The sequence below is a fragment of the Streptomyces sp. AB3(2024) genome (assembly GCF_041862025.1).
Classification (GTDB): Bacteria; Actinomycetota; Actinomycetes; order Streptomycetales; family Streptomycetaceae; genus Streptomyces.
In genome coordinates this window covers 150,692-175,548 of record NZ_JBGWAB010000003.1, presented here as the reverse complement: position 1 = coordinate 175,548, position 24,857 = coordinate 150,692, and the positions used below count along the sequence as shown (strand labels likewise).

The 24,857-nt window shown below is 72.1% G+C and carries 21 protein-coding genes and 1 tRNA gene; 19 read left to right on the top strand and 3 right to left on the bottom strand.

The window, feature by feature from the left end; genetic code table 11:
• The 6 genes from ACEPPI_RS02520 to galE form a co-directional block, all read left to right on the top strand.
• The coding region (locus ACEPPI_RS02520) for a ribonuclease E/G (RefSeq protein WP_373913583.1) at nucleotides 1-3,174 on the top strand (3,174 nt) is incomplete at its 5' end.
• 282 nt (nucleotides 3,175-3,456) lie between these two features.
• Complete coding sequence (gene rplU / locus ACEPPI_RS02515; RefSeq protein WP_030159347.1) at nucleotides 3,457-3,777, top strand: 50S ribosomal protein L21; 321 nt, start codon at nucleotides 3,457-3,459, stop codon at nucleotides 3,775-3,777.
• A 13-nt stretch (nucleotides 3,778-3,790) separates the two neighbouring features.
• Nucleotides 3,791-4,045, top strand: a complete 255-nt coding sequence (gene rpmA, locus ACEPPI_RS02510; RefSeq protein ID WP_030384676.1) for a 50S ribosomal protein L27 — start codon at nucleotides 3,791-3,793, stop codon at nucleotides 4,043-4,045.
• Between the two features lie 170 nt (nucleotides 4,046-4,215).
• Complete coding sequence (gene obgE / locus ACEPPI_RS02505; RefSeq protein ID WP_373913582.1) at nucleotides 4,216-5,661, top strand: GTPase ObgE; 1,446 nt, start codon at nucleotides 4,216-4,218, stop codon at nucleotides 5,659-5,661.
• A gap of 53 nt (nucleotides 5,662-5,714) precedes the next feature.
• Nucleotides 5,715-7,355: a glycosyltransferase family 2 protein gene (locus tag ACEPPI_RS02500; RefSeq protein WP_373913581.1), complete on the top strand. Its 1,641-nt coding sequence runs from the start codon at nucleotides 5,715-5,717 to the stop codon at nucleotides 7,353-7,355.
• Nucleotides 7,356-7,371: 16 nt separating this feature from the next.
• Complete coding sequence (gene galE, locus ACEPPI_RS02495; RefSeq protein WP_373913580.1) at nucleotides 7,372-8,385, top strand: UDP-glucose 4-epimerase GalE; 1,014 nt, start codon at nucleotides 7,372-7,374, stop codon at nucleotides 8,383-8,385.
• A gap of 82 nt (nucleotides 8,386-8,467) precedes the next feature.
• Here the strand turns inward: galE and ACEPPI_RS02490 are convergent, their stop codons facing one another.
• Entirely contained in the window at nucleotides 8,468-9,640 is a 1,173-nt protein-coding gene (locus ACEPPI_RS02490; protein WP_373913579.1) for a glycosyltransferase, read from the bottom strand.
• Nucleotides 9,637-12,516, bottom strand: a complete 2,880-nt coding sequence (locus tag ACEPPI_RS02485; protein WP_373913578.1) for a CDP-glycerol glycerophosphotransferase family protein — start codon at nucleotides 12,514-12,516, stop codon at nucleotides 9,637-9,639. The genes ACEPPI_RS02490 and ACEPPI_RS02485 overlap by 4 nt, the downstream gene beginning before the upstream one ends.
• A gap of 157 nt (nucleotides 12,517-12,673) precedes the next feature.
• Between ACEPPI_RS02485 and ACEPPI_RS02480 the strand changes: the two genes are divergently transcribed.
• From ACEPPI_RS02480 to ACEPPI_RS02450, 7 genes are all read left to right on the top strand, one after another.
• Nucleotides 12,674-13,657: a glycosyltransferase family 2 protein gene (locus ACEPPI_RS02480; RefSeq protein WP_373913577.1), complete on the top strand. Its 984-nt coding sequence runs from the start codon at nucleotides 12,674-12,676 to the stop codon at nucleotides 13,655-13,657.
• Complete coding sequence (locus tag ACEPPI_RS02475) at nucleotides 13,654-14,154, top strand: GtrA family protein (RefSeq protein WP_373913576.1); 501 nt, start codon at nucleotides 13,654-13,656, stop codon at nucleotides 14,152-14,154. Before ACEPPI_RS02480 ends, ACEPPI_RS02475 begins: the two co-directional genes overlap by 4 nt.
• 78 nt (nucleotides 14,155-14,232) lie before the next feature.
• The gene (gene proB, locus ACEPPI_RS02470; RefSeq protein ID WP_373913575.1) at nucleotides 14,233-15,360 is read left to right on the top strand and encodes a glutamate 5-kinase; all 1,128 of its coding nucleotides are present in this window, start codon (nucleotides 14,233-14,235) and stop codon (nucleotides 15,358-15,360) included.
• Nucleotides 15,361-15,402: 42 nt separating this feature from the next.
• Nucleotides 15,403-15,873: a hypothetical protein gene (locus tag ACEPPI_RS02465; RefSeq protein ID WP_373913594.1), complete on the top strand. Its 471-nt coding sequence runs from the start codon at nucleotides 15,403-15,405 to the stop codon at nucleotides 15,871-15,873.
• Between the two features lie 289 nt (nucleotides 15,874-16,162).
• The gene (locus ACEPPI_RS02460) at nucleotides 16,163-17,452 is read left to right on the top strand and encodes a glutamate-5-semialdehyde dehydrogenase (protein WP_373913574.1); all 1,290 of its coding nucleotides are present in this window, start codon (nucleotides 16,163-16,165) and stop codon (nucleotides 17,450-17,452) included.
• A 77-nt stretch (nucleotides 17,453-17,529) separates the two neighbouring features.
• Nucleotides 17,530-18,069, top strand: a complete 540-nt coding sequence (locus ACEPPI_RS02455) for a hypothetical protein (RefSeq protein WP_266838975.1) — start codon at nucleotides 17,530-17,532, stop codon at nucleotides 18,067-18,069.
• A 68-nt stretch (nucleotides 18,070-18,137) separates the two neighbouring features.
• Nucleotides 18,138-19,514, top strand: a complete 1,377-nt coding sequence (locus tag ACEPPI_RS02450) for a hypothetical protein (protein WP_373913573.1) — start codon at nucleotides 18,138-18,140, stop codon at nucleotides 19,512-19,514.
• On the opposite strand, the gene ACEPPI_RS02445 is transcribed toward ACEPPI_RS02450, so the two are convergent.
• Nucleotides 19,498-20,601 (bottom strand): M48 family metallopeptidase, encoded by a 1,104-nt coding sequence (locus tag ACEPPI_RS02445; protein WP_373913572.1) that lies wholly within the window; start codon nucleotides 20,599-20,601, stop codon nucleotides 19,498-19,500. The genes ACEPPI_RS02450 and ACEPPI_RS02445 overlap by 17 nt on opposite strands.
• A 139-nt stretch (nucleotides 20,602-20,740) precedes the next feature.
• Between ACEPPI_RS02445 and ACEPPI_RS02440 the strand changes: the two genes are divergently transcribed.
• From ACEPPI_RS02440 to ACEPPI_RS02415, 6 genes are all read left to right on the top strand, one after another.
• Nucleotides 20,741-20,908: a hypothetical protein gene (locus ACEPPI_RS02440; protein WP_037687136.1), complete on the top strand. Its 168-nt coding sequence runs from the start codon at nucleotides 20,741-20,743 to the stop codon at nucleotides 20,906-20,908.
• A gap of 63 nt (nucleotides 20,909-20,971) precedes the next feature.
• The gene (gene nadD, locus ACEPPI_RS02435; protein ID WP_030229675.1) at nucleotides 20,972-21,589 is read left to right on the top strand and encodes a nicotinate-nucleotide adenylyltransferase; all 618 of its coding nucleotides are present in this window, start codon (nucleotides 20,972-20,974) and stop codon (nucleotides 21,587-21,589) included.
• A gap of 24 nt (nucleotides 21,590-21,613) precedes the next feature.
• On the top strand, nucleotides 21,614-23,329 hold the full coding sequence (locus ACEPPI_RS02430) for an LCP family protein (RefSeq protein WP_373913571.1): 1,716 nt from the start codon (nucleotides 21,614-21,616) through the stop codon (nucleotides 23,327-23,329).
• Between the two features lie 141 nt (nucleotides 23,330-23,470).
• Complete coding sequence (rsfS, locus tag ACEPPI_RS02425; protein WP_030008628.1) at nucleotides 23,471-23,917, top strand: ribosome silencing factor; 447 nt, start codon at nucleotides 23,471-23,473, stop codon at nucleotides 23,915-23,917.
• Complete coding sequence (locus tag ACEPPI_RS02420; protein WP_373913593.1) at nucleotides 23,914-24,570, top strand: histidine phosphatase family protein; 657 nt, start codon at nucleotides 23,914-23,916, stop codon at nucleotides 24,568-24,570. Before rsfS ends, ACEPPI_RS02420 begins: the two co-directional genes overlap by 4 nt.
• 113 nt (nucleotides 24,571-24,683) lie before the next feature.
• Nucleotides 24,684-24,756 (top strand) — tRNA-Ala (locus ACEPPI_RS02415).
• Nucleotides 24,757-24,857: the final 101 nt, after the last annotated feature.

Genomic DNA, 24,857 nt, shown 5'->3' with positions numbered 1-24,857 from the left:
CCGGCCGCCGCCGAGCCCGAGGCGCCCGCCGCCCCGGCGGAGCCCCGCGCCCGCCGCGCCGCCCGCCCCGCCGTGGCCGTCTTCCAGGCCCCGGTCTTCGCCGAGCCGATGTTCCAGACCCCGGAGACCGCCGCCATGGCCGCCGCGGCCGCCGCCGCGCAGCGGGCGGAGGAGGTCGAGGAGGAGGAAGAGACCGAGGCCGAGGCCGTCGCCGAGGTCCAGGCCCCGGCCGCCGCCCAGCCCGCCGGCCGCCGTCGCCGCCGTCGTGGCGCCGCCGAGCCCGTGGCCCCGGCCGCGCCGTCCGCCCCCGTCTCGCTGGCGGACGTAGAGGCCATGGACGAGGAGCAGGAGGCCGAGGCGGCCGAGCTCGACGAGGACGAGGCCGACGAGTCGGGCGAGCGCCCGTCGCGCCGCCGCCGTCGCGGAGGCCGTCGCCGCCGTCGCGGTGAGTCCGCCGACCTGGACGAGTCCGCCGACGAGGACGCCGAGGCAGAGACCGATGCCGAGGCCGCCGAGGAGGAGGAAGAGGAAGAGGAGTCCGAAGAGGCCCTCGGTTCCAGCTCCAGCCGCCGGCGCCGCCGCCGTCGCCGTCGCAGTGGTGACGGCGCCGCCGACACCGAGGCGGGCGAGGAGGACGGTGTCCGTACCGTCGTCAAGGTCCGCGAGCCGCGTCCGGCCCGCGAGCGCAGCGAGTCCACCTCCTCCGACGAGGTCCAGTCCATCAAGGGCTCGACCCGCCTGGAGGCCAAGAAGCAGCGCCGCCGCGAAGGCCGCGAGCAGGGCCGTCGCCGCGTCCCGATCATCACCGAGGCCGAGTTCCTGGCCCGCCGTGAGGCCGTCGAGCGCGTGATGGTCGTCCGTCAGTCCGGCGAGCGCACCCAGATCGGCGTCCTGGAAGACAACGTGCTCGTCGAGCACTACGTCAACAAGGAAGAGGCCACCTCGTACGTCGGCAACGTCTACCTGGGCAAGGTCCAGAACGTGCTGCCGTCGATGGAGGCCGCCTTCATCGACATCGGCAAGGGCCGCAACGCGGTCCTGTACGCCGGTGAGGTCAACTTCGAGGCGCTCGGCATGGCCAACGGCCCGCGCCGCATCGAGTCCGCCCTCAAGTCCGGCCAGTCGGTCCTGGTGCAGGTCACCAAGGACCCGATCGGACACAAGGGTGCCCGCCTGACCAGCCAGGTCTCGCTGCCCGGCCGCTACCTGGTCTACGTGCCCGAGGGCTCGATGACCGGCATCAGCCGCAAGCTGCCCGACACCGAGCGCGCGCGTCTGAAGAGCATCCTCAAGAAGATCGTTCCCGAGGACGCGGGCGTCATCGTGCGCACCGCCGCCGAGGGCGCGAGCGAGGACGAGCTGCGTCGCGACGTCGAGCGTCTGCAGGCCCAGTGGGAGGACATCCAGAAGAAGTCGAAGCAGATCTCGACCTCTTCGCCGAGCCTGCTGTACGGCGAGCCGGACATGACCGTCCGCGTCGTCCGCGACATCTTCAACGAGGACTTCTCGAAGGTCATCGTCAGCGGTGACACCGCCTGGGAGACCATCCACGGCTACGTCAACCACGTGGCCCCGGACCTGGCCGGCCGGCTGTCGCGCTGGACCTCCGAGGTCGACGTCTTCGCGACGTACCGGATCGACGAGCAGCTCGCCAAGGCGCTCGACCGCAAGGTGTGGCTGCCCTCGGGCGGTTCCCTCGTGATCGACAAGACCGAGGCGATGATCGTCATCGACGTCAACACCGGCAAGTTCACGGGTCAGGGCGGCAACCTCGAAGAGACCGTCACCCGGAACAACCTGGAGGCGGCCGAGGAGATCGTGCGCCAGCTGCGGCTGCGCGACCTGGGCGGCATCGTCGTCATCGACTTCATCGACATGGTCCTGGAGTCCAACCGCGACCTGGTCCTGCGGCGCATGCTGGAGTGCCTGGGCCGCGACCGCACCAAGCACCAGGTGGCCGAGGTCACCTCGCTGGGCCTGGTGCAGATGACCCGCAAGCGGGTGGGCCAGGGTCTGCTGGAGTCCTTCTCCGAGACCTGCGTCCACTGCAACGGCCGCGGTGTCATCGTGCACATGGAGACCCCGACCGCGGTCGGCGGCGGTGGCAACGGCAAGCGCTCCAAGCGCCGCGCTGGCCGGGCCCTGGACCACGAGCACGAGCACGAGCTCGATGTGATCGAGACCGTCGAGACCGACGTGTTCGAGGCCGAGACCGAGGCCGAGGTGGCCGCCGAGGTCGCCGCGCCGCGTGCGCTGCCGGAGCCGGAGTTCGTCGCGGGCGAGGAGCTGTACGGCAGCCCGGCCGAGGCCGAGGCCGCGGCGGGTCTGAGCGGGCGTCGCAACCGTCGCCGTGCCACCCGCAAGGCGACCGCTCCGGCGGGCGCCCCGCGGGGTGCGGACCGGGCCGCGGCCCCGGCGCAGGCTCCGGTGACGCCGGTCGCCGAGGCCGAGCCGGTCACCGAGCCGGCCGACACGGTGCTCCAGCCGGCCGCCGAGGCCGTGGAAGCCGTGGAGGCGGTCCCGGTCGTCGAGGCCGTGGAGACCGTCGAGGCGGCGGAGCCGGTCGAGGCCGCGCCGAAGGGCCGTACGCGTCGCCGTGCGACCCGCAAGGCCACCGCGCCCGAGCCGGTCGTCGAGGCCGCGCCCGAGCCGGCCGCCGAGCCGGTCGTCGAGCCCGAGCCCGTCGTCGAGCCCGAGCCGGTCGTCGAAGCCGTGACCGAGGCCGCTCCGGCCGAGGTGGCGGAGCCGGTCGCGGAGCCCGTCGTGGAGGCCGCTCCGGCGCGTCCGCGCCGCCGTGCCACCCGCAAGGCCACCGCGCCCGCCGGTTCCCCGGCAGGGGCGGCGCAGGCGGCCATCGTGGTCGTCGAGGCCCCGGCCGCCGAGCCCGAGCCCGTCGTGGCCGCCGAGCCGGCCGCCGAGGCCGAGCCGGAGGCGGTGGCCGAGCCCGCGGCCCCGGCGAAGAAGGCCGCCCGAAAGGCTCCGGCCAAGAAGGCGACCACCGCGGAGAAGAAGGCCCCGGCGAAGAAGGCTCCGGCCAAGAAGGCGGCGGCCGCCAAGAAGACCGTCGCGAAGAAGGCGACGGCCAAGAAGACCGTGGCGAAGCGGGCGACGAAGAAGACCGCGGCGGCGGAGCAGCAGACCCCGCCGTCCGTCTCGGCTCCCGCCGAAGCCTGATCCGCGTGACACCCGTGGGCCCCGCCGAGCGGCGGGGCCCACGGGCACGCGGGGCCCGGTTTGACCCCCTGGAACCGGCCCCGTAACCTAGACCGTCGGCGTGTCTTGAACGATTACCCGTTCAGCGTGCGTCGCGCTCCTGAGCACCTTCCTCCCGCACCGTCCGCGCAAGCGGCCGGGCCATGGGAGAGGCCGCTCGTCCAATTCCGGATCACCGTGGGCCCCGGCCCGCGTGAGCGGCTGGCTTCAGGAGCATCCGTCCCGAGTGAGAGAGAGATCCGCGTGTACGCCATCGTGCGCAGCGGTGGTCGCCAGCACAAGGTTGCTGTCGGCGACATCGTTGAGGTTGACAAGATTTCCACTGCCAAGGTTGGCGACACGGTCGAGCTCTCGACCCTGCTCGTTGTCGACGGCGACGCCGTGACCAGCGACCCGTGGGTGCTGGCCGGGATCAAGGTTCAGGCCGAGATCGTGGACCACCACAAGGGCGCCAAGATCGACATCCTGCGCTACAAGAACAAGACCGGCTACCGCCGTCGCCAGGGTCACCGCCAGCAGTACACGGCGATCAAGGTCACCGGTATCCCCACGGCTGCGAAGTAAGAGGGACTGAGACATGGCACACAAGAAGGGCGCATCGTCCACCCGGAACGGGCGCGATTCCAATGCTCAGCGGCTCGGCGTGAAGCGCTTCGGCGGTCAGGTCGTTTCCGCTGGTGAGATCCTCGTTCGCCAGCGCGGCACCCACTTCCACCCGGGTTCGGGTGTGGGCCGTGGCGGCGACGACACGCTGTTCGCGCTGCTGGCCGGTTCGGTCGAGTTCGGCACGCACCGTGGCCGCAAGGTCGTCAACATCGTTCCGGCCGCCTGATCCAGCTCCTGCTGAATCTCAAGCGTTCGTAACACCCCGAGGGCGGATCTCATCTCTTCCCGGCGCATGCCGGGAAGAGAGGTCCGCCCTCGGCGCGTTGTCACATAGACACGTTTAATGGGCAGCAAGGCCTGCCCGGGACATTCCCGTATGTATCTGGAGGAACACCCATGACCACCTTCGTGGACCGCGTCGAGCTGCACGTCGCCGCGGGTAACGGGGGCCACGGCTGCGCCTCCGTTCACCGGGAGAAGTTCAAGCCGCTCGGCGGCCCCGACGGCGGCAACGGCGGCCGTGGCGGCGACGTCATCCTGGTGGTGGAGCAGGCGATCACCACCCTGCTGGACTACCACCACAGCCCCCACCGCAAGGCCACCAACGGCAAGCCCGGCGAGGGCGGCAACCGCTCCGGCAAGGACGGCCAGGACCTGGTCCTGCCCGTGCCGGACGGCACCGTCGTCCTCGACAAGGAGGGCAACGTCCTCGCCGACCTCGTCGGCCAGGGCACCACCTACGTGGCCGCCGAGGGCGGCCGCGGCGGCCTCGGCAACGCCGCGCTGTCCTCCGCCCGCCGCAAGGCCCCCGGCTTCGCGCTGCTCGGCGTCCCCGGCACCACCGGCGACATCGTCCTGGAGCTCAAGACCGTCGCCGACGTGGCGCTGGTCGGCTTCCCGAGCGCCGGCAAGTCCTCGCTGATCTCGGTGCTCTCCGCCGCCAAGCCGAAGATCGCGGACTACCCCTTCACCACCCTCGTCCCGAACCTGGGCGTGGTCACCGCCGGCTCGACGGTCTACACGATCGCCGACGTCCCCGGCCTCATCCCGGGCGCCAGCCAGGGCAAGGGCCTCGGCCTGGAGTTCCTGCGCCACGTCGAGCGCTGCTCGGTCCTCGTGCACGTCCTGGACACCGCGACCCTGGAGACGGACCGCGACCCGGTCGCCGACCTCGACGTCATCGAGGAAGAGCTCAAGATCTACGGCGGTGGCCTGGAGAAGCGTCCGCGCCTCGTCGTGCTGAACAAGGTCGACATCCCGGACGGCCAGGAGCTCGCCGACATGGTCCGCCCGGACCTGGAGGCCCGCGGCTACAAGGTGTTCGAGGTCTCCGCCGTCGCCCGTACGGGTCTCAAGGAGCTCTCCTACTTCCTCGCCGAGGTCGTCGCCAAGGCCCGCGCCCGCAAGCCCAAGCAGGAGGCGACCCGCATCGTCATCCGGCCCAAGGCCGTGGACGACGCCGGCTTCACCGTCACCTACGACGAGGTCGAGGACGTCTACAACGTGCGCGGCGAGAAGCCGGAGCGCTGGGTGCGCCAGACCGACTTCAACAACGACGAGGCCGTCGGCTATCTCGCCGACCGCCTCAACCGCCTCGGTGTCGAGGAAGCGCTGAAGAAGGCCGGCGCCCGCGCCGGCGACGGCGTGGCCATCGGCTCCGACGAGAACGCCGTCGTCTTCGACTGGGAGCCGACCATGATGGCCGGCGCCGAGATGCTGGGCCGCCGTGGTGAGGACCACCGCATGGAGGCCCCGCGTCCGGCCGCCCAGCGCCGCAGCGAGAAGGAAGCCAAGCGCGGCGACTCCGCCCAGCAGGAGTACGACGAGTTCCGCCCCTTCTAGGGGACGCGCACGCGTTGAACTCCGCTTTACGCCGTTCGCCTAGGATCCTCCGGGTGAGCAGCAGCGATTCCAGCAGTGACACCACCACGGGCGGCCCCGCCGTCTCCGTGGTGGTGATCGCGTACAACGACGCCGGGCTCGTGGGCGAGGCCGTGGCCTCGGCCCTCGCCCAGGGCCCGGTGGTGGCCGAGGTCATCGCGGTGGACGACGCCTCCTCGGACGGGACCGCGCGGGTGCTCGACGCCCTCGCCGCCGAGCACCCCCGGCTGAAGGTCGTGCACCGCACGGAGAACAGCGGGGGCTGCGGCACCCCGCGCAACGACGGGATCGCGGCCGCGAGCGCGCCGTACGTCCTCTTCCTGGACAGCGACGACGTCCTGCCGCCGGGCGCCGCCGAGGCCCTGGTCCGGGCGGCCGTGGCCCACCGCGCCCCCGTCACGGTCGGCGCGTGTGTGCGCCGCGAGCTGCCGGAGGGCCGCGAGGTCCCCTGGATGCCCGGCCTGTACACCCCCGGTGAGGTCGTCGAGCGGCCGGCCGACCGGCCCGAGCTGGTGCGCGACACCCTCTGCGTGAACAAGCTCTACGAGCGCGCCTTCCTGGAGAAGCACGCGATCCGCTTCCCCGACGGCCGTTTCGTCTACGAGGACTTCGTCTTCACCTCCCGCGTCATGGCGGCCGCCCCCCGCATCGCGGTCGTAGGCGACCTGGTCTACGTGTGGCACGTACGCCGAAGCGCCGCCCAGGTGTCGATCTCCCTGGCCCGCGCCGACGTCGGCAACTGGAGCTCGCGGATCGCCGCGCACACCGTCGCCTCCAGGACCCTCGCCGAGGCCTCCCCGGAGCTGGGCCGCGCCTGCCAGGCCAAGTTCCTCGACTACGACCTGCGCATGTACCTGCGCGAGCTCGGCCCGGACCCCGGCTACCGGGCCGCCTGGTGGACCCTGACCCGCGACTACCTGACCGGCTTCGCGGACGCCGACATCGAGGCCGCCCCCGCCCGAGCCCGCTGGACCGCGCGCGTACTGCTGGCGAGCGAGGCGCCGCCCGCCGACCTGGAGCGGCTGGTCCGCTTCGCCGCCGAGCCGCCCCGGCTGCTGCCCCCGTACGCCACCGGCGGCGACGGCGGGCCGGTGTGGAGCGCCGAGCTGCCGGTGCCGCTGGACGGGCTCGACGGCCTGCCCCTCGCGGAGCTGCCCGTCACCGTCGACGCCGAACCCGCCGGGCGCGGGGCGGTCCGGATCCGGGTGCGCGACCTGTACGGCCGCCTCGCCGGGGCCGGTCCGCGCACCGTCCGGCTGGACTTCCTGCCCCGGGCGGGCGGCGCCGCCGTCGCCACGCGCCCCGTGGAGCTGCGGGCCGCCCCCGACGGGGACGGCTGGAGCGCCGAGGTGCCCTTCCGGATGCCCGCGCTGGCCGCCACGGGGCGCCACCGCGGGCTGCGCGGGATGCAGGCCTGGGACGTCCGGGCGGGCGTGGAGTGCGGCGACGGGAGCTCCCTCGTCACTTCGCTGCGCCCCCTCGGCGGACTGCTCCGGCGCCGGGCGCTGCCCAGCAGCCGGTACGGTGTTCTGCTGGCGCAGCCCTACCGCACGGCCGCCGGAGCGCTGGCCCTGCGCCTCGCGCCCGGTGCCGGGGGCGCGCTGACCTTCGTACGCAACCGCCTCGACCGCGCCCGCACGCGCAGGTCACGCTAGAGCTCGGGAGATACGCATGACTTTCCTCATCACCGGTGGGGCCGGCTACATCGGCTCACACGTCGTCCGGGCGATGCTGCTCGCGGGCGAGAAGGTCGTGGTCTTCGACGACCTCTCCACGGGCAACGAGCACCGTGTCCCGGAGGGCGTCCCGCTGGTGACCGCCTCGGTGCTGGACCGGCTCGCCCTGGACCGGGCCATCGCCGACCACCGGATCACCGGCGTGGTGCACCTCGCGGGCAAGAAGCAGGTCGGCGAGTCCGTCGAGAAGCCGCTGTACTACTACAACGAGAACGTCCAGGGCCTCACGGTCCTGCTCCAGGCCGTCGCCGCCGCCGGGATCCGCAACTTCCTCTTCTCCTCCTCCGCCTCGGTCTACGGCATGCCCGACGTGGACCTGGTCACCGAGGAAACGCCCTGCGCCCCGCTCAGCCCGTACGGCGAGACCAAGCTGGCCGGGGAGTGGCTCGTGCGGGCCGCCGGCAAGGCGCACGGGATCTCCACCGCCTGCCTGCGCTACTTCAACGTGGCGGGAGCGGCCACCCCGGAGCTCGCGGACACCGGCGTCTTCAACCTCGTCCCGATGGTCTTCGAACGCTACGACGCCGGCGAGGGCGCCCGGATCTTCGGCGACGACTACCCGACCCCGGACGGCACCTGCATCCGCGACTACATCCACGTCGAGGACCTCGCGGACGCCCACGTGGTGGCGGCCCGCCGCCTCGCCGAGTGGGCCGCGGCCGGGGAGCACAAGGACCTGACGGTCAACATCGGGCGCGGCGAGGGCGTCTCCGTCAAGGAGATGGTCGAGCTGCTGAACGAGGGCACCGGCCACACGTACGCCCCCACCGTCACCCCGCGCCGCCCCGGCGACCCCGCGAAGGTCGTGGCCTCGGCCGACCGTATTGCGGCCGAGCTGGGCTGGAAGGCGCGGCACGACGTCCGCGAGATGGTCACCTCGGCCTGGGCGGGCTGGCAGGCCAACCGCGCGGCCGCCGACACCGCGCACAAGGACCTCCACACGGTCTGAGCCGGCGCGGCCCCCGCCGTACGCGGCCGCCCGCCCCGGATCGGATCCGGGGCGGGCGGCTCATCGCGGGATCAGCGGCGGCTCAGCGCTCCAGGAACGCGAACAGCTCTTCCCACCGGTCGGTGATTTCCTCGCTGGAGTAGCGCCGCACGTTCCGGAAGCCCGCGTCGCCGAGCCGGTCGCGCAGGGCGGCGTCCGTCATCAGCGCGTCCAGGTGCGCCGCCAGTTCCATGGTGTTGCCGAGACGGGCCAGCAGCCCGTCCTCACCGTGGCGCACGATCTCCCTGACGCCCGGCGCGCAGTCGAACGCGGCCACGGGCAGACCCGCCGCCATGGCCTCCAGCAGGGTGATCGGGAACCCCTCCGCACGGGAGGCCTGGGCGAAGACGGAGGCCTCGCGCAGGGCGCCGAGCACGTCGGAGGTGCTGCCCATCCACTCCACGGACTCGTCGAGGCCCAGCTCGGTGCAGTGCTTGCGAAGGCCGGCCTCCTCGCTGCCCGCCCCGTAGATCCGCAGGGTCCAGTCGGGGTGGCGCGGCATGGCGTCCGCCCACGCGTCGAGCAGCAGGTCCATGCCCTTCTCGAACGAGAGACGGCCGACGCTCGCGACCACCTTCGCCGTCCGCGGGGCGGGGGCCGGCGGCATGAACGGCAGCGGGTTCGGCATGCTGTCGACGTTCTCCATGCCCGCCCGGATCCACAGGTCCGAGTCCTCGGGGGTGAGGACCAGGAGCCGGTCGGCCTCGGAGTAGAAGCGGCGCACCCGCTCGCCCCGGGTCGACTTGGTGCTGGCCTCGAAGGACTCGTGGCTCATGCCGATGACCGAGAGTCCCTTGGTGTCGGCGAGGGACACCCACTCCATCGCCCAGACCTGTGTGACGATCACCACGGAGCCCGGCCGCGCCGCCCGGAACATTGCGCTCAGCGTGTCCGCCTTGGCCCGCATCTGCGCCCGCCGGGCCGCCTGGCGGCGCCGCTCGGGGGCGTTGAGGCGGCCCTTGACGCCGTGCAGCCGGCGGGCCTTGGGCGGGTGGGTCGCGTAGAGCGTGGTCATCTCGTACGGGAGGTCGGCGGGCAGCTTCTGGCGGATCTCCTCGGCGACCGGCGCGATGCCCACGACGTGCACGCGGTGGCCGCGCCCGCTCAGCAGCCGGGCCATCTGGTGGGACCAGGTGGTCACGCCGCCGAGCTCGTCCACGCTGTTGGAGACGAGGAAGACGTCGCGGCCGCCCTCGGTGGCGGTCTGCTGGCTCACTTGCCGCTCCTGGTGAAGAACTTCTCGACGATCTGGCGGGCGGCGTCCCCGCGGTCGTACTCGCCGAACTCGCTGAGGAAGCGCTGCCGGGCCTCCGCGTACTTGGCGTCCGCCTCGTCGAAGGCGCCGACGGCCTGCATCAGCTCGTCGGCCGTGGCCACCACGGGACCCGGCGCCTTCTCCTTGAGGTCGAAGTAGGTGCCGCGGATGTCCGTCGCGTACTTCTCGTAGTCGTAGGCGAAGAACAGCATCGGCCGGTCCAGCACCGCGTAGTCGAACATCACGGAGGAGTAGTCCGTGATCAGCCCGTCGGCGAGCGCCAGCAGCGGGGTGATGTCGTGGTAGCGGGACACGTCCACGACGCGGCCCGCCACCGACGGCGGCAGCGAGACGCTGTTGAGGTAGTGGGTGCGCACCAGCAGGGTGAAGCGGTCACCGAGCCGGTCCGCGAACTCCTCCACGTCGAAGGGGAACTCGAAGCCCTCCACCGTGCCGTCCGCGTTCGCCCGGAACGTCGGCGCGTACAGCAGCACCTTCTTCTCCGGGTCGATGCCCAGCTCGGCCGCGAGCGGCCCGCGCACCCGCTCCCCGCTCTGCGCCTCGGCGCGGTGCGCCTCGACGAGGGCGTCGTTGCGCGGGTAGCCGGTGCGCAGCAGCACCTCGTCGCGCAGCCGGAAGCCCTTGGCCAGGGTGCGGACGTCGTGCTCGGAGCGGATCAGGAAGTGGTCGAAGCGGTCGACGGCCGCCTGGAAGCGGTCCTGGCCCGCCTTGCCCTGTGCCTTGGTGCGGGGCTCGTGGAACCCCATCCGCTTGAGCGCGGAGCCGTGCCAGGTCTGGATGTACGTGGTCCCGGGGCGCTTGGCCAGGGCCAGCGGGAAGCCCTGGTTGTCGACCCAGTACTCGGCCTGGGCCAGCGCCCGCAGGTACGCCCAGCTCCAGCGCCGGACCAGGGTGGCCTCCTTGGGGAAGCCGGTGGGCTTGCCGCCCGCGTAGGACCAGATCGCCTCGAAGGGCACGCCCTGGCGCACCATCTCCTCGTGGATCGCCTTCGGGCTGTCGCTGTACTGCTTGCCCATGTGGCTCTCGAAGACGACGGTGCCCTTCTTGACCGGCAGCTTCGAGAAGACCTCGTGGTAGAGCTTCACCTTCTGCTCGCCCGAACCGAGGTTGCGGCGGGCCTTCAGGGCCCGGCGCAGGCTGCGCTTGACGACGCCGGCGGCCTTACCGTGCATGGCGTTGTTGAGCAGCGCCTGGGTGCGGACCGCGGCGCGGCCCTCGGCGGTCAGGACGTAGGAGAGGTTGCCCTTCTTGGTCATTTCCGGCTCGAAGCGGTCGGAGACCAGCCGGGTCAGGCGCGGACGGACCCGCAGCCGGGCCGCGGACTCCAGGTCGACGCCGCCGACCGAGACGCGGGTGGTCATCCGGTCCCCGCCGGCCGTCAGCTTCAGCCGGACGTCCCAGACGGCGTCGATGATGCCGAGCGGGCGGACCGTCGAGGCCACGTCGGCCGTGGTGCTCCACTCGATCGTGTCACCGGCGTGGTGCACGGTCGTCACGGGGAAGGTGAACGAACGCACCCCGATCTGGCGCCGGGCCCGGAACTCCAGGGTGGCCTTCAGCGGGGTGTCGGCCTTGATCCTGCCCAGCGGGTTCACGATCCGGCCCGCGAGGGTGACGGTGCCGCGGCCGTCGTCCTCGTACGAGGTGAGCCGGTTGCCCAGGGCCAGCGAGGACAGCGGCGCGGTGTGGTAGCCCTGGTCGGTGACGTCCAGTATGCGGCGGCCCTCGTCGTCGGCCGGGTCGTCGATGTGCTGCGCGCACCAGTAGACGCGGCCGTCGCGCTCGGCGAGGGGGGAGCACAGCCGGCCCTTGTTCGTCATCGCGTCGGCGGCCGGCAGGAGGTTGTCCCAGTCCTCCTTGCCCAGCAGGTAGGCGCAGATGGCCTGGAGGTGCGTGACGTTCTCGTACGCGGCCGGGTCGATGCCGGCCAGGTAGCCGTTGGCCAGGCGGGCGAACTCCTGGCGGTAGGCGTCGCCCAGCAGGGGCAGGTCGCGCAGGTGGAGCACCAGGTCGTGCTTGAGGAACTTGGCGTCCTTCGCCGACTTGATGGCCGTGTGCCCCTTGGCCGCCAGCAGCTCGTCGACGCGGCGGTGGATCTCCATCCGGTGGACGAAGTTCGCGATCTCGTGGCGCCGGTTGCTGATCGACAGCGCGGAGGCCTTCTCGACCACGTTCCAGAAGTACACGTGGTTGGGGATCAGCGTGATGCGGCGGGCGGCGACGTACGCCTGCGCCGAGAACAGCAGGTCCTCGTAGTGGATGCCGACCGGGAACTCCAGGCCCTGCTCCAGCAGGAACTCGCGCCGGTAGCACTTGTTCGTGGAGAGGGTGTCGTAGACCAGCAGGTCCGGGTACTCGGTGATGGAGTCCAGCGTGCGGGTGCGCGCGTAGATCCACGGGTACCACTCGGTGGTCTTGTTCCAGCGGTTGTCGAGGTGCACGCGCACGCACATGCCCGACACCAGGTCGGCCCCGGTGCGCTCGGCGGCGGCCAGCATGTTCCGGCAGGCGTTGCGTTCCAGTACGTCGTCGCTGTCCAGGAACATGACGTACCGGCCGGTGGTCTGCCGGATCCCGTGGTTGCGGGGCGCGCCGCAGCCGCCGCTGTTCTCGGGCAGCCTGAAGGCGCGCACCCGCTCGGGATGCGCCGCCGCCAGCTCCTGGGCGACCTCGTACGACCGGTCCTTGCTGCAGTCGTCCACGATCACGACTTCGACCCCGCGCAGGGTCTGGTCCAAAACCGACTGGACGGCTGTCGGCAGACGCTCTGCGTCGTTGTAGACGATGACGACCACGGAGACGTCAGGCACGTGCACCTCGATCCCTTCGTTCCATTCCGCTTATCCACTCAAAGCTACCGTGTGCCGCACGCGACTCAGGCAGGCCGACGTCCGGCGTGCATACTTCTTAGGAGAGGTGGGTGGCGGGTCCGGTCGCCGAAAATCACCCGTTCGGAGCCAGCAGGAAGTGTCCATGACCAAGCTGTCCGTAGTTGTCCCTTGCTACAACGAAGAAGCCGTGATCGACAGCTTCGACGCAGAGATCCGCAGGGTCCTGGACACCCTGCCCGTGGAGTACGAGGTCTGCTACGTCGACGACGGCAGCCGTGACGGGACCCTCGGAAAGCTCCGCACGATCGCCGCGGCGTACGGGGAGCAGACCCGGTACGTGTCCTTCAGCCGGAACTTCGGCAAGGAGGCGGGCATGCTCGCCGGGCTGAAGGAGGCCACCGGCGACGCCGTGGTCATCATGGACGCGGACCTCCAGCACCCGCCGGAGCTGATCGCCACCATGCTGGAGCACTACCGGCAGGGCCACGACCAGGTCATCGCCCGGCGCACCCGCGAGGGCGACAAGAAGGTCCGCTCGGCGCTCAGCCGCCTGTACTACCGCGGGGTCAACCGCTGGGTCGACGTGGAGCTCGCCGACGGGGTCGGCGACTTCCGCCTGCTCTCCCGCCCGGCCGTCGACGCCCTGCTGGCGCTCCCGGAGTACAACCGCTTCTCCAAGGGCCTCTTCTCCTGGATCGGCTTCGACACCGTCCACTTCGACTACCGCAACGCCCAGCGCGAGGCCGGCGAGACCAAGTGGAAGTTCGGCTCCCTGCTGAACTACGGCATGGACGGGCTGATCTCCTTCAACAACCGGCCCCTGCGCATCGGTATCTGGCTGGGCGTGTCGCTGGTCGGGCTGACCGTCCTGTACGCGCTGTGGATCACCGCGATGGCGATCACGAACGGCATCGACTCGCCGGGTTATGTGACTCTCGTCGCGATGATCGCCGGCATCGGCGGCGTTCAGATGATCATGCTGGGGCTGATCGGCGAGTACATCGGCCGCATCTACTACGAGACCAAGCGCCGCCCGCACTTCCTGGTCAAGGAAGCCCACGGCGTGACCGCCGAGCGGATGCCCGAGGCCTCCCAGGCCGTGATCGTGGAGCGCAGCCGCCGATGACCACCTCCCCTTCCGGTTCCGCCTCCGCATCCTCGCCCGGGTCCCCTCCCGCGCCGCCGCGCGGCCGCCGCGAACAGCTCGGGCAGATCTTCCGCTTCGCCCTCGTCGGCGGGGTCAACACCGGGACCTTCTTCGCCCTCTACCTGCTGCTGCACCCGTGGATGCCGTACTTCGCCGCGTACACACTGGCCTTCGTGCTGTCGATGATCGGGTCGTTCTTCATGAACACCTACTTCACCTACCGCACCCGGCCCACCTGGAAGAAGTTCCTGCTCTTCCCGCTGACCAACGTCACGAACTACGTGATCCAGTCGGTCGGTCTGTACGCCCTCGTCACCTGGGCCGGGATGGACACCCGCATCGCGCCGCTGGTCGCGGCCGTCGTGGCCATCCCGTTCACCTTCCTGCTCTCGCGCAAGATCCTCATCCCGGGGACGGGCGCGGGGGCCGCGGCGCAGACCGGAGCCGAGCCGGAGCGGTCCTCGTCCACGGTCTGAAACCGGCGGGCGCCCCCGCCGCGCCACCCCGTAGATTGGGCCGGTCGAACGGATCGGTCGGTTGGTGAGGGGAAAGACGTGTCAACGGCTAGGCAAGGTGTCGTGGACGCCCGCAGGATCGTGGTCAAGGTCGGCTCCTCCTCCCTGACCACCGCGGCGGGCGGACTCGACGCCGACCGGGTGGACGCGCTGGTCGACGTACTGGCCAAGGCCCGCAGCGGCGGCGAGAAGGAGATCGTCCTGGTCTCCTCCGGCGCCATCGCCGCCGGACTCTCCCCGCTCGGCCTGGCCCGCCGCCCCAAGGGCCTCGCACGCCAGCAGGCCGCCGCCAGCGTCGGCCAGGGCCTCCTCGTCGCCCGGTACACCGCCTCCTTCGCCCGCTACGGCATCCGCGTCGGCCAGGTCCTGCTCACCACCGACGACACCAGCCGGCGCGCGCACTACCGCAACGCCTACCGGACCCTGGACCAGCTGCTGGCCATGGGCGCCCTGCCCGTCGTCAACGAGAACGACACCGTCGCCACGGACGAGATCCGCTTCGGCGACAACGATCGGCTGGCCGCCCTGGTGGCCCACCTCGTCCGCGCCGACCTCCTCGTCCTGCTCTCCGACGTCGACGGCCTCTACGACGGGGACCCGTCCCTGCCCGGGACCACCCGCATCGACGAGGTGCGCGGCCCCGAGGACATCGCCCACGTCTCCATCGGCAGCGCGGGCAAGGCCGGAGTCGGCACCGGCGGCATGGTCACCAAGGTCGAAGCCGCCCGGATCGCGGCCGCCGCCGGGATCCCCGTCGTCCTGACCTCCGCCAGCCAGGCCGCCGACGCCCTGACCGGACGCCCGACCGGCACCCACTTCCGCGCCACCGGCCGCCGCTCCGCCGACCGGCTGCTGTGGCTCCAGCACGCGTCGACCCCGCAGGGACACCTCGTCCTGGACGACGGCGCCGTGCGCGCCGTCACCGAACGCGGCAGCTCGCTGCTGGCCGCCGGGATCGCCGCCGTCGAGGGCGACTTCGTCGCCGGGGACCCCGTCGAACTGCGCTCCGCCGACGGCCGCGCCGTCGCCCGGGGGCTCGTCAACTTCGACGCGAAGGAACTTCCGCAGCTGCTCGGCCGGTCCACCCGGGACCTGGCGCGCGAGCTCGGACCGGCGTACGAACGGGAGGTCGTCCACCGCGACGATCTGGTCCTGCTCCAGGGCTGAGGTTCGGCAAAACCGCCGCGCGGGGGGCCGGGGACTGGTCAACTGTGGGGGGCGGACACGCGTAGCGCAGACAGGAGGCGGCTGGTGAGACGAGCGCTGACCAGCGTCGGCACGGGGGACCGGCACGAAGGCGGGGACGGGGACGCGCACGGCGGCGGGGCCGAGCGGGACGCCTCCCGCCTGTGGCACGTCACCCTGAGCGTCTCCGGCAAGCCGGCGCCGCTGTCCGAGGTCCGGCGCGGGCTGGAGCAGCTCGCGCACGACCACCCCTTCCTGCTGACCAGCCGGTACGCCGACGACCACGCGGAGATCCGGTACTGGGAGGAAGCCCGCGACCTCCACGACGCGGCCGCCGTCGCGCTGCGGCTCTGGGGCGAGCACCGCTCCACGGCACAGTTGCCGCCGTGGGAGATCGTCGGCCTGGAGGTCATCGACCGCGCCACCTACCACCAGCGCGTGGCGGAGGGCTACGGCCCGCCCCCGGCCCACCCGGTGGGCGTGCACCCGTACTGAGCGGTCCGGACTCGGTGGGGGCCGGTGGACGCACGTTGCCCGCAGGGCAATTCCAGCCCCGCCGGCGCTTGAGTCGCGGGCGCGGAGCGCCGTGCAGTGAGCCGCGCCGGCGACTGAGGCGGGAACGGTGGAAGGGAGGGTAGGGGACAGCCCCGCGCAGCGGCCACCCAGCCGCACACGACGGCCGGCCCGGCCACCGGCCCCCCGACGCATGGAGCCCGCCCGGGCAACCCGTCTCGGGGGATGGAACCACGGCCGCGCGACGCCGGCCGGGGACTACCCTGGCCGCATGACCTCGCTCGACGACGCCACCGCGACCGCCACCTCCCCCGTCCTCGCCACCGCGCGAGCGGCCCGCACCGCCGCCGCGGCGATCGCCCCACTCCCGCGGTCCGCCAAGGACGCGGCCCTGCTGGCGATCGCGGACGCGCTGGAGGCCCGTACGGCCGAGATCGTCACCGCCAACGCCGTCGACACCGACAAGGCCCGCGCCGCCGGCACCAGTGAGACCGTCATCGACCGTCTCACCCTCACCCCCGAGCGCATCGCCGCCATCGCCTCCGACGTCCGCGACGTCGCGGCCCTCCCCGACCCCGTCGGCGAGGTCGTCCGCGGCTCGACCCTCCCCAACGGCATCGACCTCCGCCAGATCCGCGTCCCCCTCGGCGTCGTCGGCATCATCTACGAGGCCCGCCCCAACGTCACCGTCGACGCCGCCGCCCTCTGCCTCAAGTCCGGCAACGCGGTGCTCCTGCGCGGCAGTTCCTCCGCCTACGCCTCCAACGTGGCCCTCGTCGCCATCCTCCGCGACGCGATCGAGAGCGCAGGCCTGCCCGCCGACGCGATCCAGCTCGTCCCCGGCGAGTCCCGCGACTCCGTCCGCGAGCTGATGCGCGCCCGTGGCCTCGTCGACGTGCTCATCCCGCGCGGCGGCGCCTCCCTCATCAAGACCGTCGTCGAGGAGTCCACCGTTCCGGTCATCGAGACCGGTACCGGGAACTGCCACGTCTACGTCGACGCCCAGGCCGACCTCGCCATGGCCGTGGACATCCTCGTCAACTCCAAGGCCCAGCGCCCCTCCGTCTGCAACGCCGCCGAGACCCTCCTCGTGCACCGCGACATCGCCGCGGCCTTCCTCCCGCTCGCGCTGGACGCCCTAGCGGACGCCGGGGTGACCGTGCACGGAGACGCCGAGGTGCTCTCGTACGCCGAGGAGTCCAAGGTCACCGCCCTCCCCGCGACCGACGAGGACTGGGCCGAGGAGTACCTGTCCTACGACATCGCCGCCGCCGTCGTGGACTCCCTCGATGACGCCGTTTCCCACATCCGCCGCTGGACCTCGGGCCACACCGAGGCGATCGTCACCACCTCGCAGGCCGCCGCGCGCCGCTTCACCCAGCTGGTCGACTCCACCACGGTCGCCGTGAACGCCTCCACCCGCTTCACCGACGGTGGTCAGTTCGGTTTCGGCGCCGAGATCGGCATCTCCACCCAGAAGCTGCATGCCCGGGGCCCGATGGGTCTCCCGGAGCTCACCTCCACCAAGTACATCGTCACCGGCGACGGTCACGTCCGGTAACCGCCCCCCGAACACGGTGTGGCCGGATTCCGGCTTACACCCTGCCCAAAGCAGCCCCCCAGGTCTACGCTGGTCCCGTGCCGGACGACGTGGGGGGCAAGCCGTTCCCGGACGACGGGGAGCCCGACGACGACCGCGGAGGCGCGGATCAGGACTTCGCCTCCGTGGTGTTCGATGAGGCCTTCGTCCGGAACGCCGAGATCCATGAACCGAGCGCGGCCGAGCGTCAGCGCGCCGCCGACCGGGCGCGCGCCGACGCCGAGGCCGCCCGTGTCGCCGGAGGCTGGGCCGGCGAGGACGACTACGGCCATCCCGACGGGTACGGGATCGACGACCCCGGATGGGAGCCCGGCCACTACGGCTACGGCTACGCGGAAGGCCCGTACGGGGCCTACGGCGGCAGCCTGCGCCCCTACCGCGGCCGGTCGCCCTGGCTGCGCCCCGTCGCCTGGGTGCTCGCCGTCGTGATGGGGCTCGGCATGGTCGCCCTGGCCTTCAGCGCCGTCTACCGCAGTGCCGCCGGCGAGGCGGACCCCGCACCCGCTCCCGCCAGTACGCCGCTCGGGGAAGTCACCGGGGTCGGCGCGTTTACGTACCCCGTCGGCCGCCAACCCTGAAGGTACGACCCCACTCGCCCGTTCCGGAGCTGGGGGCTTCTCTGAAGCGGGGACAGCGGGGAGAAGCGATGGCCGTTCCAGGAGATCCACCAGGCGGCACCCCCGAAGGCATCGGCGAGGGTGACGACGAACTGCGCCCGGACGAGTACCGGTCGGTGGTGTTCGACGAGGACTTCGTCCGCGCTGCCCGGCTCCAGGAGTTCTCCGCCCGGGAACGCATGGGCGAGCACGCCCGGGCCGTCCGCAGCCGGTCCATCTGGTCCGGAGCCGGCTCCGGACACGGCAACGGCACCCCGGGGCGCGGCGCCCGGCAGGGCATGCTGCTCGCGCTGCTCATCGCCACGGCCTTCGCGGTCGCCGTCTACATGGGCCTGCGCAACCCCTCCGTACCCCCGGCGGCCGGCAACACCGAGCCGCTGAGCAGCACCGTCGTCCCCCTCGCACCGGCCGCGGCCGTACCGGGGGGCCGGCCCGCGGACCTCTACGCGAACGGCCCCGCGGCCGAGTACCGGGTCGGGGCGGCCGGGATCACCATGCCGGCCGCGCGCCGCACCCACCACTTCACCGAGAGCCAGGTCGTCGCCGCCCTGTCCATCGCCAAGGACTACCTGGTGCAGTCCTCGCTCGACCCGGACGTGCTCGCCGGCAACGCCTCCCGGCCCGTGCGGGTCCTGCTGGACCCCGGCCAGCTCGCGCAGTTCGACGAGAGCATGGCCTCGCCCTCCGGCGACGGCCGGCACGCCGCCACCGGCTGGCTGGTCCGCTTCGACCCGCACACGGCCGTCGTGGCCGACTCCCGCGTCCGGGTCAGCGGCACCCTCGCCTACGAGGAGACGGGCCCGGAGGCGCTGGAGGTCACCAGCGACCACACCTTCGTGTACGCCGTCCGCCCGGCCACCGGCCCGCCGACCGCCGCCGACGGGGCCTCGCTGTTCACCGTCCGCCGCGAGTTGCGGATGCGCTTCGACCGGGAGGACCTCACGACGGGCCGGACCGAGCTGGTGTCGGCGTACGTGATGGCCGGGCCGCAGGACTGCGCCACCGAGCCCGCGGAGGGCTTCCGCCCGCTGCCGGCCGGAGCCGGTCCCACCACCGTGGGCCCGCCCGCGAGCGACCCGTACGCCAGCGGCCACCCGAGGCGGACCGCCGGGCTCTGCGGCGTCCTGGCCCAGCCCCCGGCGAGCCCGGACCCGACGACCCGGGATCCCGGGTCCCAGGGCTCCACGGCCCAGGACTCCACGGCCCAGGACTCCACGACCCAAGCCCCCACGACCCAAGCCCCCACGACCCAAGCCCCCACGACCCAAGCCCCCACGACCCAAGCCCCCACGACCCTGGATCCGGCGGCCCAGGCCCCCGCGAGCCCGGCCGCGCCGCGCCCCGCGCCGGCGACCCGGGACCCGGCGCCGCCGGGGGCGGCGGCCTCCGTCAGCCCTGGTCCGTAGCCCCGCCGGTGCCCTTGGCGTCCTTGCCCTCGGAGCGGCCGGATCCGGCGGACCCGCCGCCTCCCGCGGCCCCGGTGAACCGGTCGCGCAGCTTGCCGCCGAGGTCGCCCGCGCCGCCCGCTATGTCGCCGACCAGCTTCATCAGCGGATCCTTGCTGCCGCGCACGGAGTCCGCGTAGTGGGAGGCGGACTGGCGGAAGGAATCGGTCACCGAGGTGTCCTTGTCCTCCTCGCGCCGCGGGTAGTGGCCGTCCATGATCCGCTGGTAGTCCCGGTTCTGGGACCACTTCTTCAGCTCGGCCGCCCGGACCGTGGTGAAGGGGTGCGTCCGCGGCAGCATGTTGAGGATCTTCAGGACGGAGTCGCGCAGGTCCCCGCCCGCCTCGTACTCCTCCGCCTGGGCGAGGAAGGCGTCCACGTTCATCTCGTGCAGGTGGTTCCCGCCGGCGAGCTTCATCAGGCCCCGCATCGAGGCGTTGAGGTCCTGTCCCACCAGCAGCCCGGCCCGGTCCGCCGACAGCTCCGACTTGCGGAACCACTCCCGCAGCGCGGTCACGATCGCGGTGATCGCGACGGTCCCCAGCGGGATCCACGCCACCTTCAGGGCCAGGTTCGTCAGGAACAGCAGGACCGTGCGGTACACGGCGTGCCCGGACAGCGCGTGGCCCACCTCGTGGCCGATCACCGCCCGCATCTCCTCCTCGTCGAGCAGCTCCACGAGCGCCGTCGTCACGACGATGATCGGCTCGTCCAGCCCGATGCACATGGCGTTGGGCCGCGGATCCTGCTGCACGTACATCAGCGGGACCTGCTCCAGGTCCAGGATGTAACAGGCGTCGCGCAGCATCTCGTGCAGGTGGGGGAACTGGGTCTCGCCCACGCGCACCGAGTCCGACAGGAACAGCAGTCGCAGGCTGCGCTCCGGGAGCAGCCCGCTCAGGGCCTTGAACACCGTGTCGAAACCGCTCAGCTTGCGCAGCGCCACCAGTGCCGAGCGGTCCGCGGGGTGCTCGTACGCCCGCGACGAAATGCCCGGGAACCTCCTGCGGTTGCGTGCCGGTCCCTTGTCGAATCCGATGTCCGTCATAGCGCCCTCCCCCTCGATCGGTCCTGCTGCCTCACGTCCATACTCTCCAACGCCTGAGTCGGCGTGAGGGTGCCCCGGGCCCCCGCATACGATGTGAGCGAAGTCTCCGCCCGCTCCCGACTCGATAGGTACCTACCTGATGAGCCTCTCCACCACCGCCCACAACCTGGTCGTTCTCGCTGCGGAGGGCGGCGAGCAGCACGGCGGCAACCACGACAGCCTGAGCCCCTACCTGACCGGCGGCGGCGCCTTCTGCATCCTGCTTCTGATGCTGTGGGTGACCACCCGCCTCAACCGCGACCGCTAGACCCGGCTCGGGTTCCGGTCCGGCCGCCGTGGACGTGCCACCGGGCCAGTAGGCTCTGCGCTCATGGGAGAGCAGGAAGTGCCTACGGGCCCGGTCAAGCGCCGGCTCGGCGTCATGGGCGGGACGTTCGACCCGATCCACCACGGACACCTGGTGGCCGCCAGTGAAGTGGCCGCCCTTTTCCACCTCGACGAGGTGGTCTTCGTGCCGACGGGCGAGCCGTGGCAGAAGTCGCAGCGGGCCGTGTCCCCCGCGGAGGACCGCTACCTGATGACGGTCATCGCGACGGCCTCGAACCCGCAGTTCTCGGTGAGCCGCATCGACATCGACCGCGGCGGTCCGACGTACACGATCGACACCCTGCGGGACCTGAGCGCGCTCAACGCCGACGCCGACCTCTTCTTCATCACCGGCGCCGACGCCCTCGCCCAGATCCTGACCTGGCGCAACGCCGACGAGCTGTTCTCGCTCGCCCACTTCATCGGAGTGACCCGGCCCGGCCACGTGCTCACCGACGACGGCCTGCCCGAGGGCGGGGTCTCGCTGGTCGAGGTACCCGCGCTGGCGATCTCCTCCACCGACTGCCGCGCGCGCGTCGCGCAGGGCGATCCCGTCTGGTACCTGGTGCCGGACGGTGTGGTGCGCTACATCGACAAGCGTGAGCTGTACCGGGGAGCCTGAGCTTCCGGAGAGAGGGGCCCCGCGGTGAACGACCCACAGGAGCCGTACGACCCGTACGCCGGCCGACAGCAGCTCATCGGCTACGACCCGTACGGCAGACCGGTGTACGGCCAGGTGCCCGCGCAGTCCGTCCAGCCCGCCCCGCCGCGGTACGAGCAGCAGTACGAGCAGGCGTACGGGCAGACGTACGACCCCTCGTACGGGCAATCGTACGACCAGGGGGTGCCGGGGCAGCAGCAGCATCACGTGCCGCAGCAGGAGTACCCCCCGTCTCCCCAGCCCCAGACAGCCCCGCCCCAGGACCCTTCCTACGGGTACGACACCCGGCAGGACCGGCAGTGGATCCCGCAGCAGCACGCCGCGCCGGCCGCCTCCGGGCAGGCGCCGCAGGCCCCGCAGACCCACGGGCAGCCGGAGCCCCGGTCCGTGCCCGCGCCGCGCCGGGAGGCCGCCGCGGAACAGGAACAGGAACCGGCCCCCGGCTACCGCACCGAGCAGTTCGCCTTCATCGACCAGCAGGACGAGGAGTCCGAGGACGTCATCGACTGGCTCGCCTTCACGGAGAGCCGCACCGAGCGCCGCGAGGAGGCCCGCCGCCGCGGCCGCAACCGGGTGGTCGCGCTGATCGTCGTCCTGGCCCTCTTCGTCGTCTGCGGCCTCGGCTACCTCTGGTACGCGGGCAAGCTGCCCTTCCTCGACGGCCCCGGGCAGAAGAAGGCCGCCGCGGCCGCCACCGGGGCGCAGAAGCGCGACATGATCGTCGTCCACCTGCGCAACACCAAGCGGGGCGGCAGCTCGACCGCCCTCCTCGTGGACAACGTCACCGCGAAGCAGGGCTCCACCGTCCTGCTCCCCAACACCCTCGGCGTCGCCAAGGAGGACGGCACCGGAACCTCCCTCGGCAAGGCGGTCGAGGACGGCAGCCTCGGCACCCGCGAAGCCCTCGACACCGTGCTCGGCACCCACATCGGCGGCACCTGGCGCCTGGACACCCCCTTCCTGGAACGCCTCGTCGACCTGGTCGGCGGCATCGAGGTGGACACGGACACGGCGGTCCCGGCCGATGACCAGGCCAAGGCGCCCGCCGTGGGGCAGGGCCCCAAGCAGGCGCTGACCGGCGCGATGGCCGTCGCGTACGCCACCCACCGGGCCCAGGGCGAGCCGGAGGCCAAGCAGCTGGAGCGCACCGGCAAGGTGCTGTACGCCGTCCTGCGCAAGATCCCCGGCGACCCGAAGGCGGCGGCCACGACCGTCGAGAGCATGGGCCAGATCCTGGACCCGGGACTGGACGCGCAGAGCCTCGGCGCCCTGCTGTCGCGCATCGGCGAGCACGCCAAGGTGGGCGCCTACCGCACCGAGGTGCTCTCGGTGAAGCCGGACGGCGGCCTCACCGACGACGCCAACAAGCGGGTCGTCAAGGAGCTCCTCGGCGGCTCCTTCACGGCCGCCCAGCCCGGCGCCGCCCCCCGGGTGGGCCTCAAGGACGCCACCGGCGACGAGAAGGCGCAGGTCGCGGCGAAGGCGGCCCTGCTCAACGGCGGCTACGCCTTCGTGGACGGCGGCAAGGCCGACCGGACGGCGCCCGCCTCGCAGATCACCTACCAGGACGACGCGCAGCGGGACCGGGCCGTCGGCGTCGCCAAGACGCTGGGGCTGCCGGAGACGGCGGTGAAGAAGGCCGAGAACGCGGTGAACGCGGACATCGTGGTGACGCTGGGCAAGGACTACAAGCCGTCCTGAGCCCGCCCGACGCGGCCGTGGTACCGCCCCGGCCCCGGCCCTGACCTGGTGCTCCGCCCGCGCGGAACGTGACGCGCGGGCGGTGTCGGCGGTACATGAGACCCTTGTAAGGATCTGCCCGCCAACCCGAAAGCATGGCCAGTGACCGCCACGGACCGCTCCATCGAGCTCATCACCGCCGCCGCCCAGGCCGCGGCCGACCGGCTCGCGCACGACATCATCGCGTACGACGTCAGCGACGTGCTGTCGATCACCGATGCCTTCCTGCTCGCCTCCGCGCCCAACGACCGCCAGGTCAAGTCGATCGTGGACGAGATCGAGGAGCGGCTGCTCAAGGAGCTCGGCGCCAAGCCGGTGCGCCGCGAAGGCGACCGCGACGCCCGCTGGATCCTGCTCGACTACGTCGACATCGTCGTGCACGTCCAGCACAGCGAGGAGCGCGTCTTCTACGCGCTGGAGCGCCTGTGGAAGGACTGCCCCGAGATCGAGCTCCCCGAGGACGCCAAGCTCACGATCGGCAAGGCCGAGGAGCACGCCAAGCTGCGCGAGGCGGCGGGCGACGACGAACTGGACGGTGATCTGTTCTGAGCACGGCCGAAGCGGGCGGGTCCGGCAGGAAGATCGTCCTCTGGCGGCACGGCCAGACCTCGTGGAACCTGGAGCGCCGCTTCCAGGGCTCCACGGACATCGAGCTGACCGAGACCGGTGTGGCGCAGGCGCGCCGCGCCGCCCGGCTGCTCGCCTCCCTGCGACCCGACGCCATCGTGGCCTCCGACCTGAGCCGGGCCTCCGCCACGGCGGCCGAGCTGGCCGCCGTCACGGGCCTGCCGGTGGAGCACGACGAGGCGCTGCGCGAGACGTACGCCGGCGAGTGGCAGGGGCTCACCCACGAGGAGATCCTCGACAAGTACGGCGAGCAGTACGCCGCGTGGAAGCGTGGCGAGCCCGTCCGCCGGGGCGGCGGCGAACTGGAGACCGAGGTGGCCGACCGTGCCGCCCCGGTGGTCCTGCACCACGCCGGCCAACTGCCGGAGGGCGGCACCCTCGTCGTCGTCAGCCACGGCGGCACCATCCGTACGACGATCGGCCGCTTGCTGGGCCTGGAGGCGCACTACTGGGAGGGCCTCGGTGGGCTCTCCAACTGCTGCTGGTCCGTCCTCGGCGAGGGCGCGCGCGGCTGGCGCCTGATGGAGCACAACGCCGGCACGCTGCCGGAGCCGGTCCTCGGCGACGACGACTGAGTGCCGCCGCAGGGCGCCTCGGACCCGGATTTCACTTTCCGGCTGGTCACAGGCTAGAGTTCTTCTTGTTCGCAGCGAAGAACACCGGAAACGGGGGAAGCGCAGCGGAGAGCGGGGCTATAGCTCAGTTGGTAGAGCGCCTGCATGGCATGCAGGAGGTCAGGAGTTCAATTCTCCTTAGCTCCACAGTGAAGGATCCCGTCCCCAACAGGGGGCGGGATCCTTGCGTTTGTTCCCTTTGTGCTTGCTGACCCGGCCGGTACGGGCATGGCAGAATCGGACGGCCG

Excerpts from the sequence above, each read along its gene's own strand:
- rpmA (WP_030384676.1), top strand. The coding sequence starts at position 3,791 with ATGGCACACAAGAAGGGCGCATCGTCCACCCGGAACGGGCGCGATTCC.
- obgE (WP_373913582.1), top strand. The coding sequence starts at position 4,216 with ATGACCACCTTCGTGGACCGCGTCGAGCTGCACGTCGCCGCGGGTAAC.
- galE (WP_373913580.1), top strand. The coding sequence starts at position 7,372 with ATGACTTTCCTCATCACCGGTGGGGCCGGCTACATCGGCTCACACGTC.
- ACEPPI_RS02480 (WP_373913577.1), top strand. The coding sequence starts at position 12,674 with ATGACCAAGCTGTCCGTAGTTGTCCCTTGCTACAACGAAGAAGCCGTG.
- ACEPPI_RS02475 (WP_373913576.1), top strand. The coding sequence starts at position 13,654 with ATGACCACCTCCCCTTCCGGTTCCGCCTCCGCATCCTCGCCCGGGTCC.
- ACEPPI_RS02460 (WP_373913574.1), top strand. The coding sequence starts at position 16,163 with ATGACCTCGCTCGACGACGCCACCGCGACCGCCACCTCCCCCGTCCTC.
- ACEPPI_RS02450 (WP_373913573.1), top strand. The coding sequence starts at position 18,138 with ATGGCCGTTCCAGGAGATCCACCAGGCGGCACCCCCGAAGGCATCGGC.
- ACEPPI_RS02445 (WP_373913572.1), bottom strand. The coding sequence starts at position 20,601 with ATGACGGACATCGGATTCGACAAGGGACCGGCACGCAACCGCAGGAGG.
- ACEPPI_RS02440 (WP_037687136.1), top strand. The coding sequence starts at position 20,741 with ATGAGCCTCTCCACCACCGCCCACAACCTGGTCGTTCTCGCTGCGGAG.
- nadD (WP_030229675.1), top strand. The coding sequence starts at position 20,972 with ATGGGAGAGCAGGAAGTGCCTACGGGCCCGGTCAAGCGCCGGCTCGGC.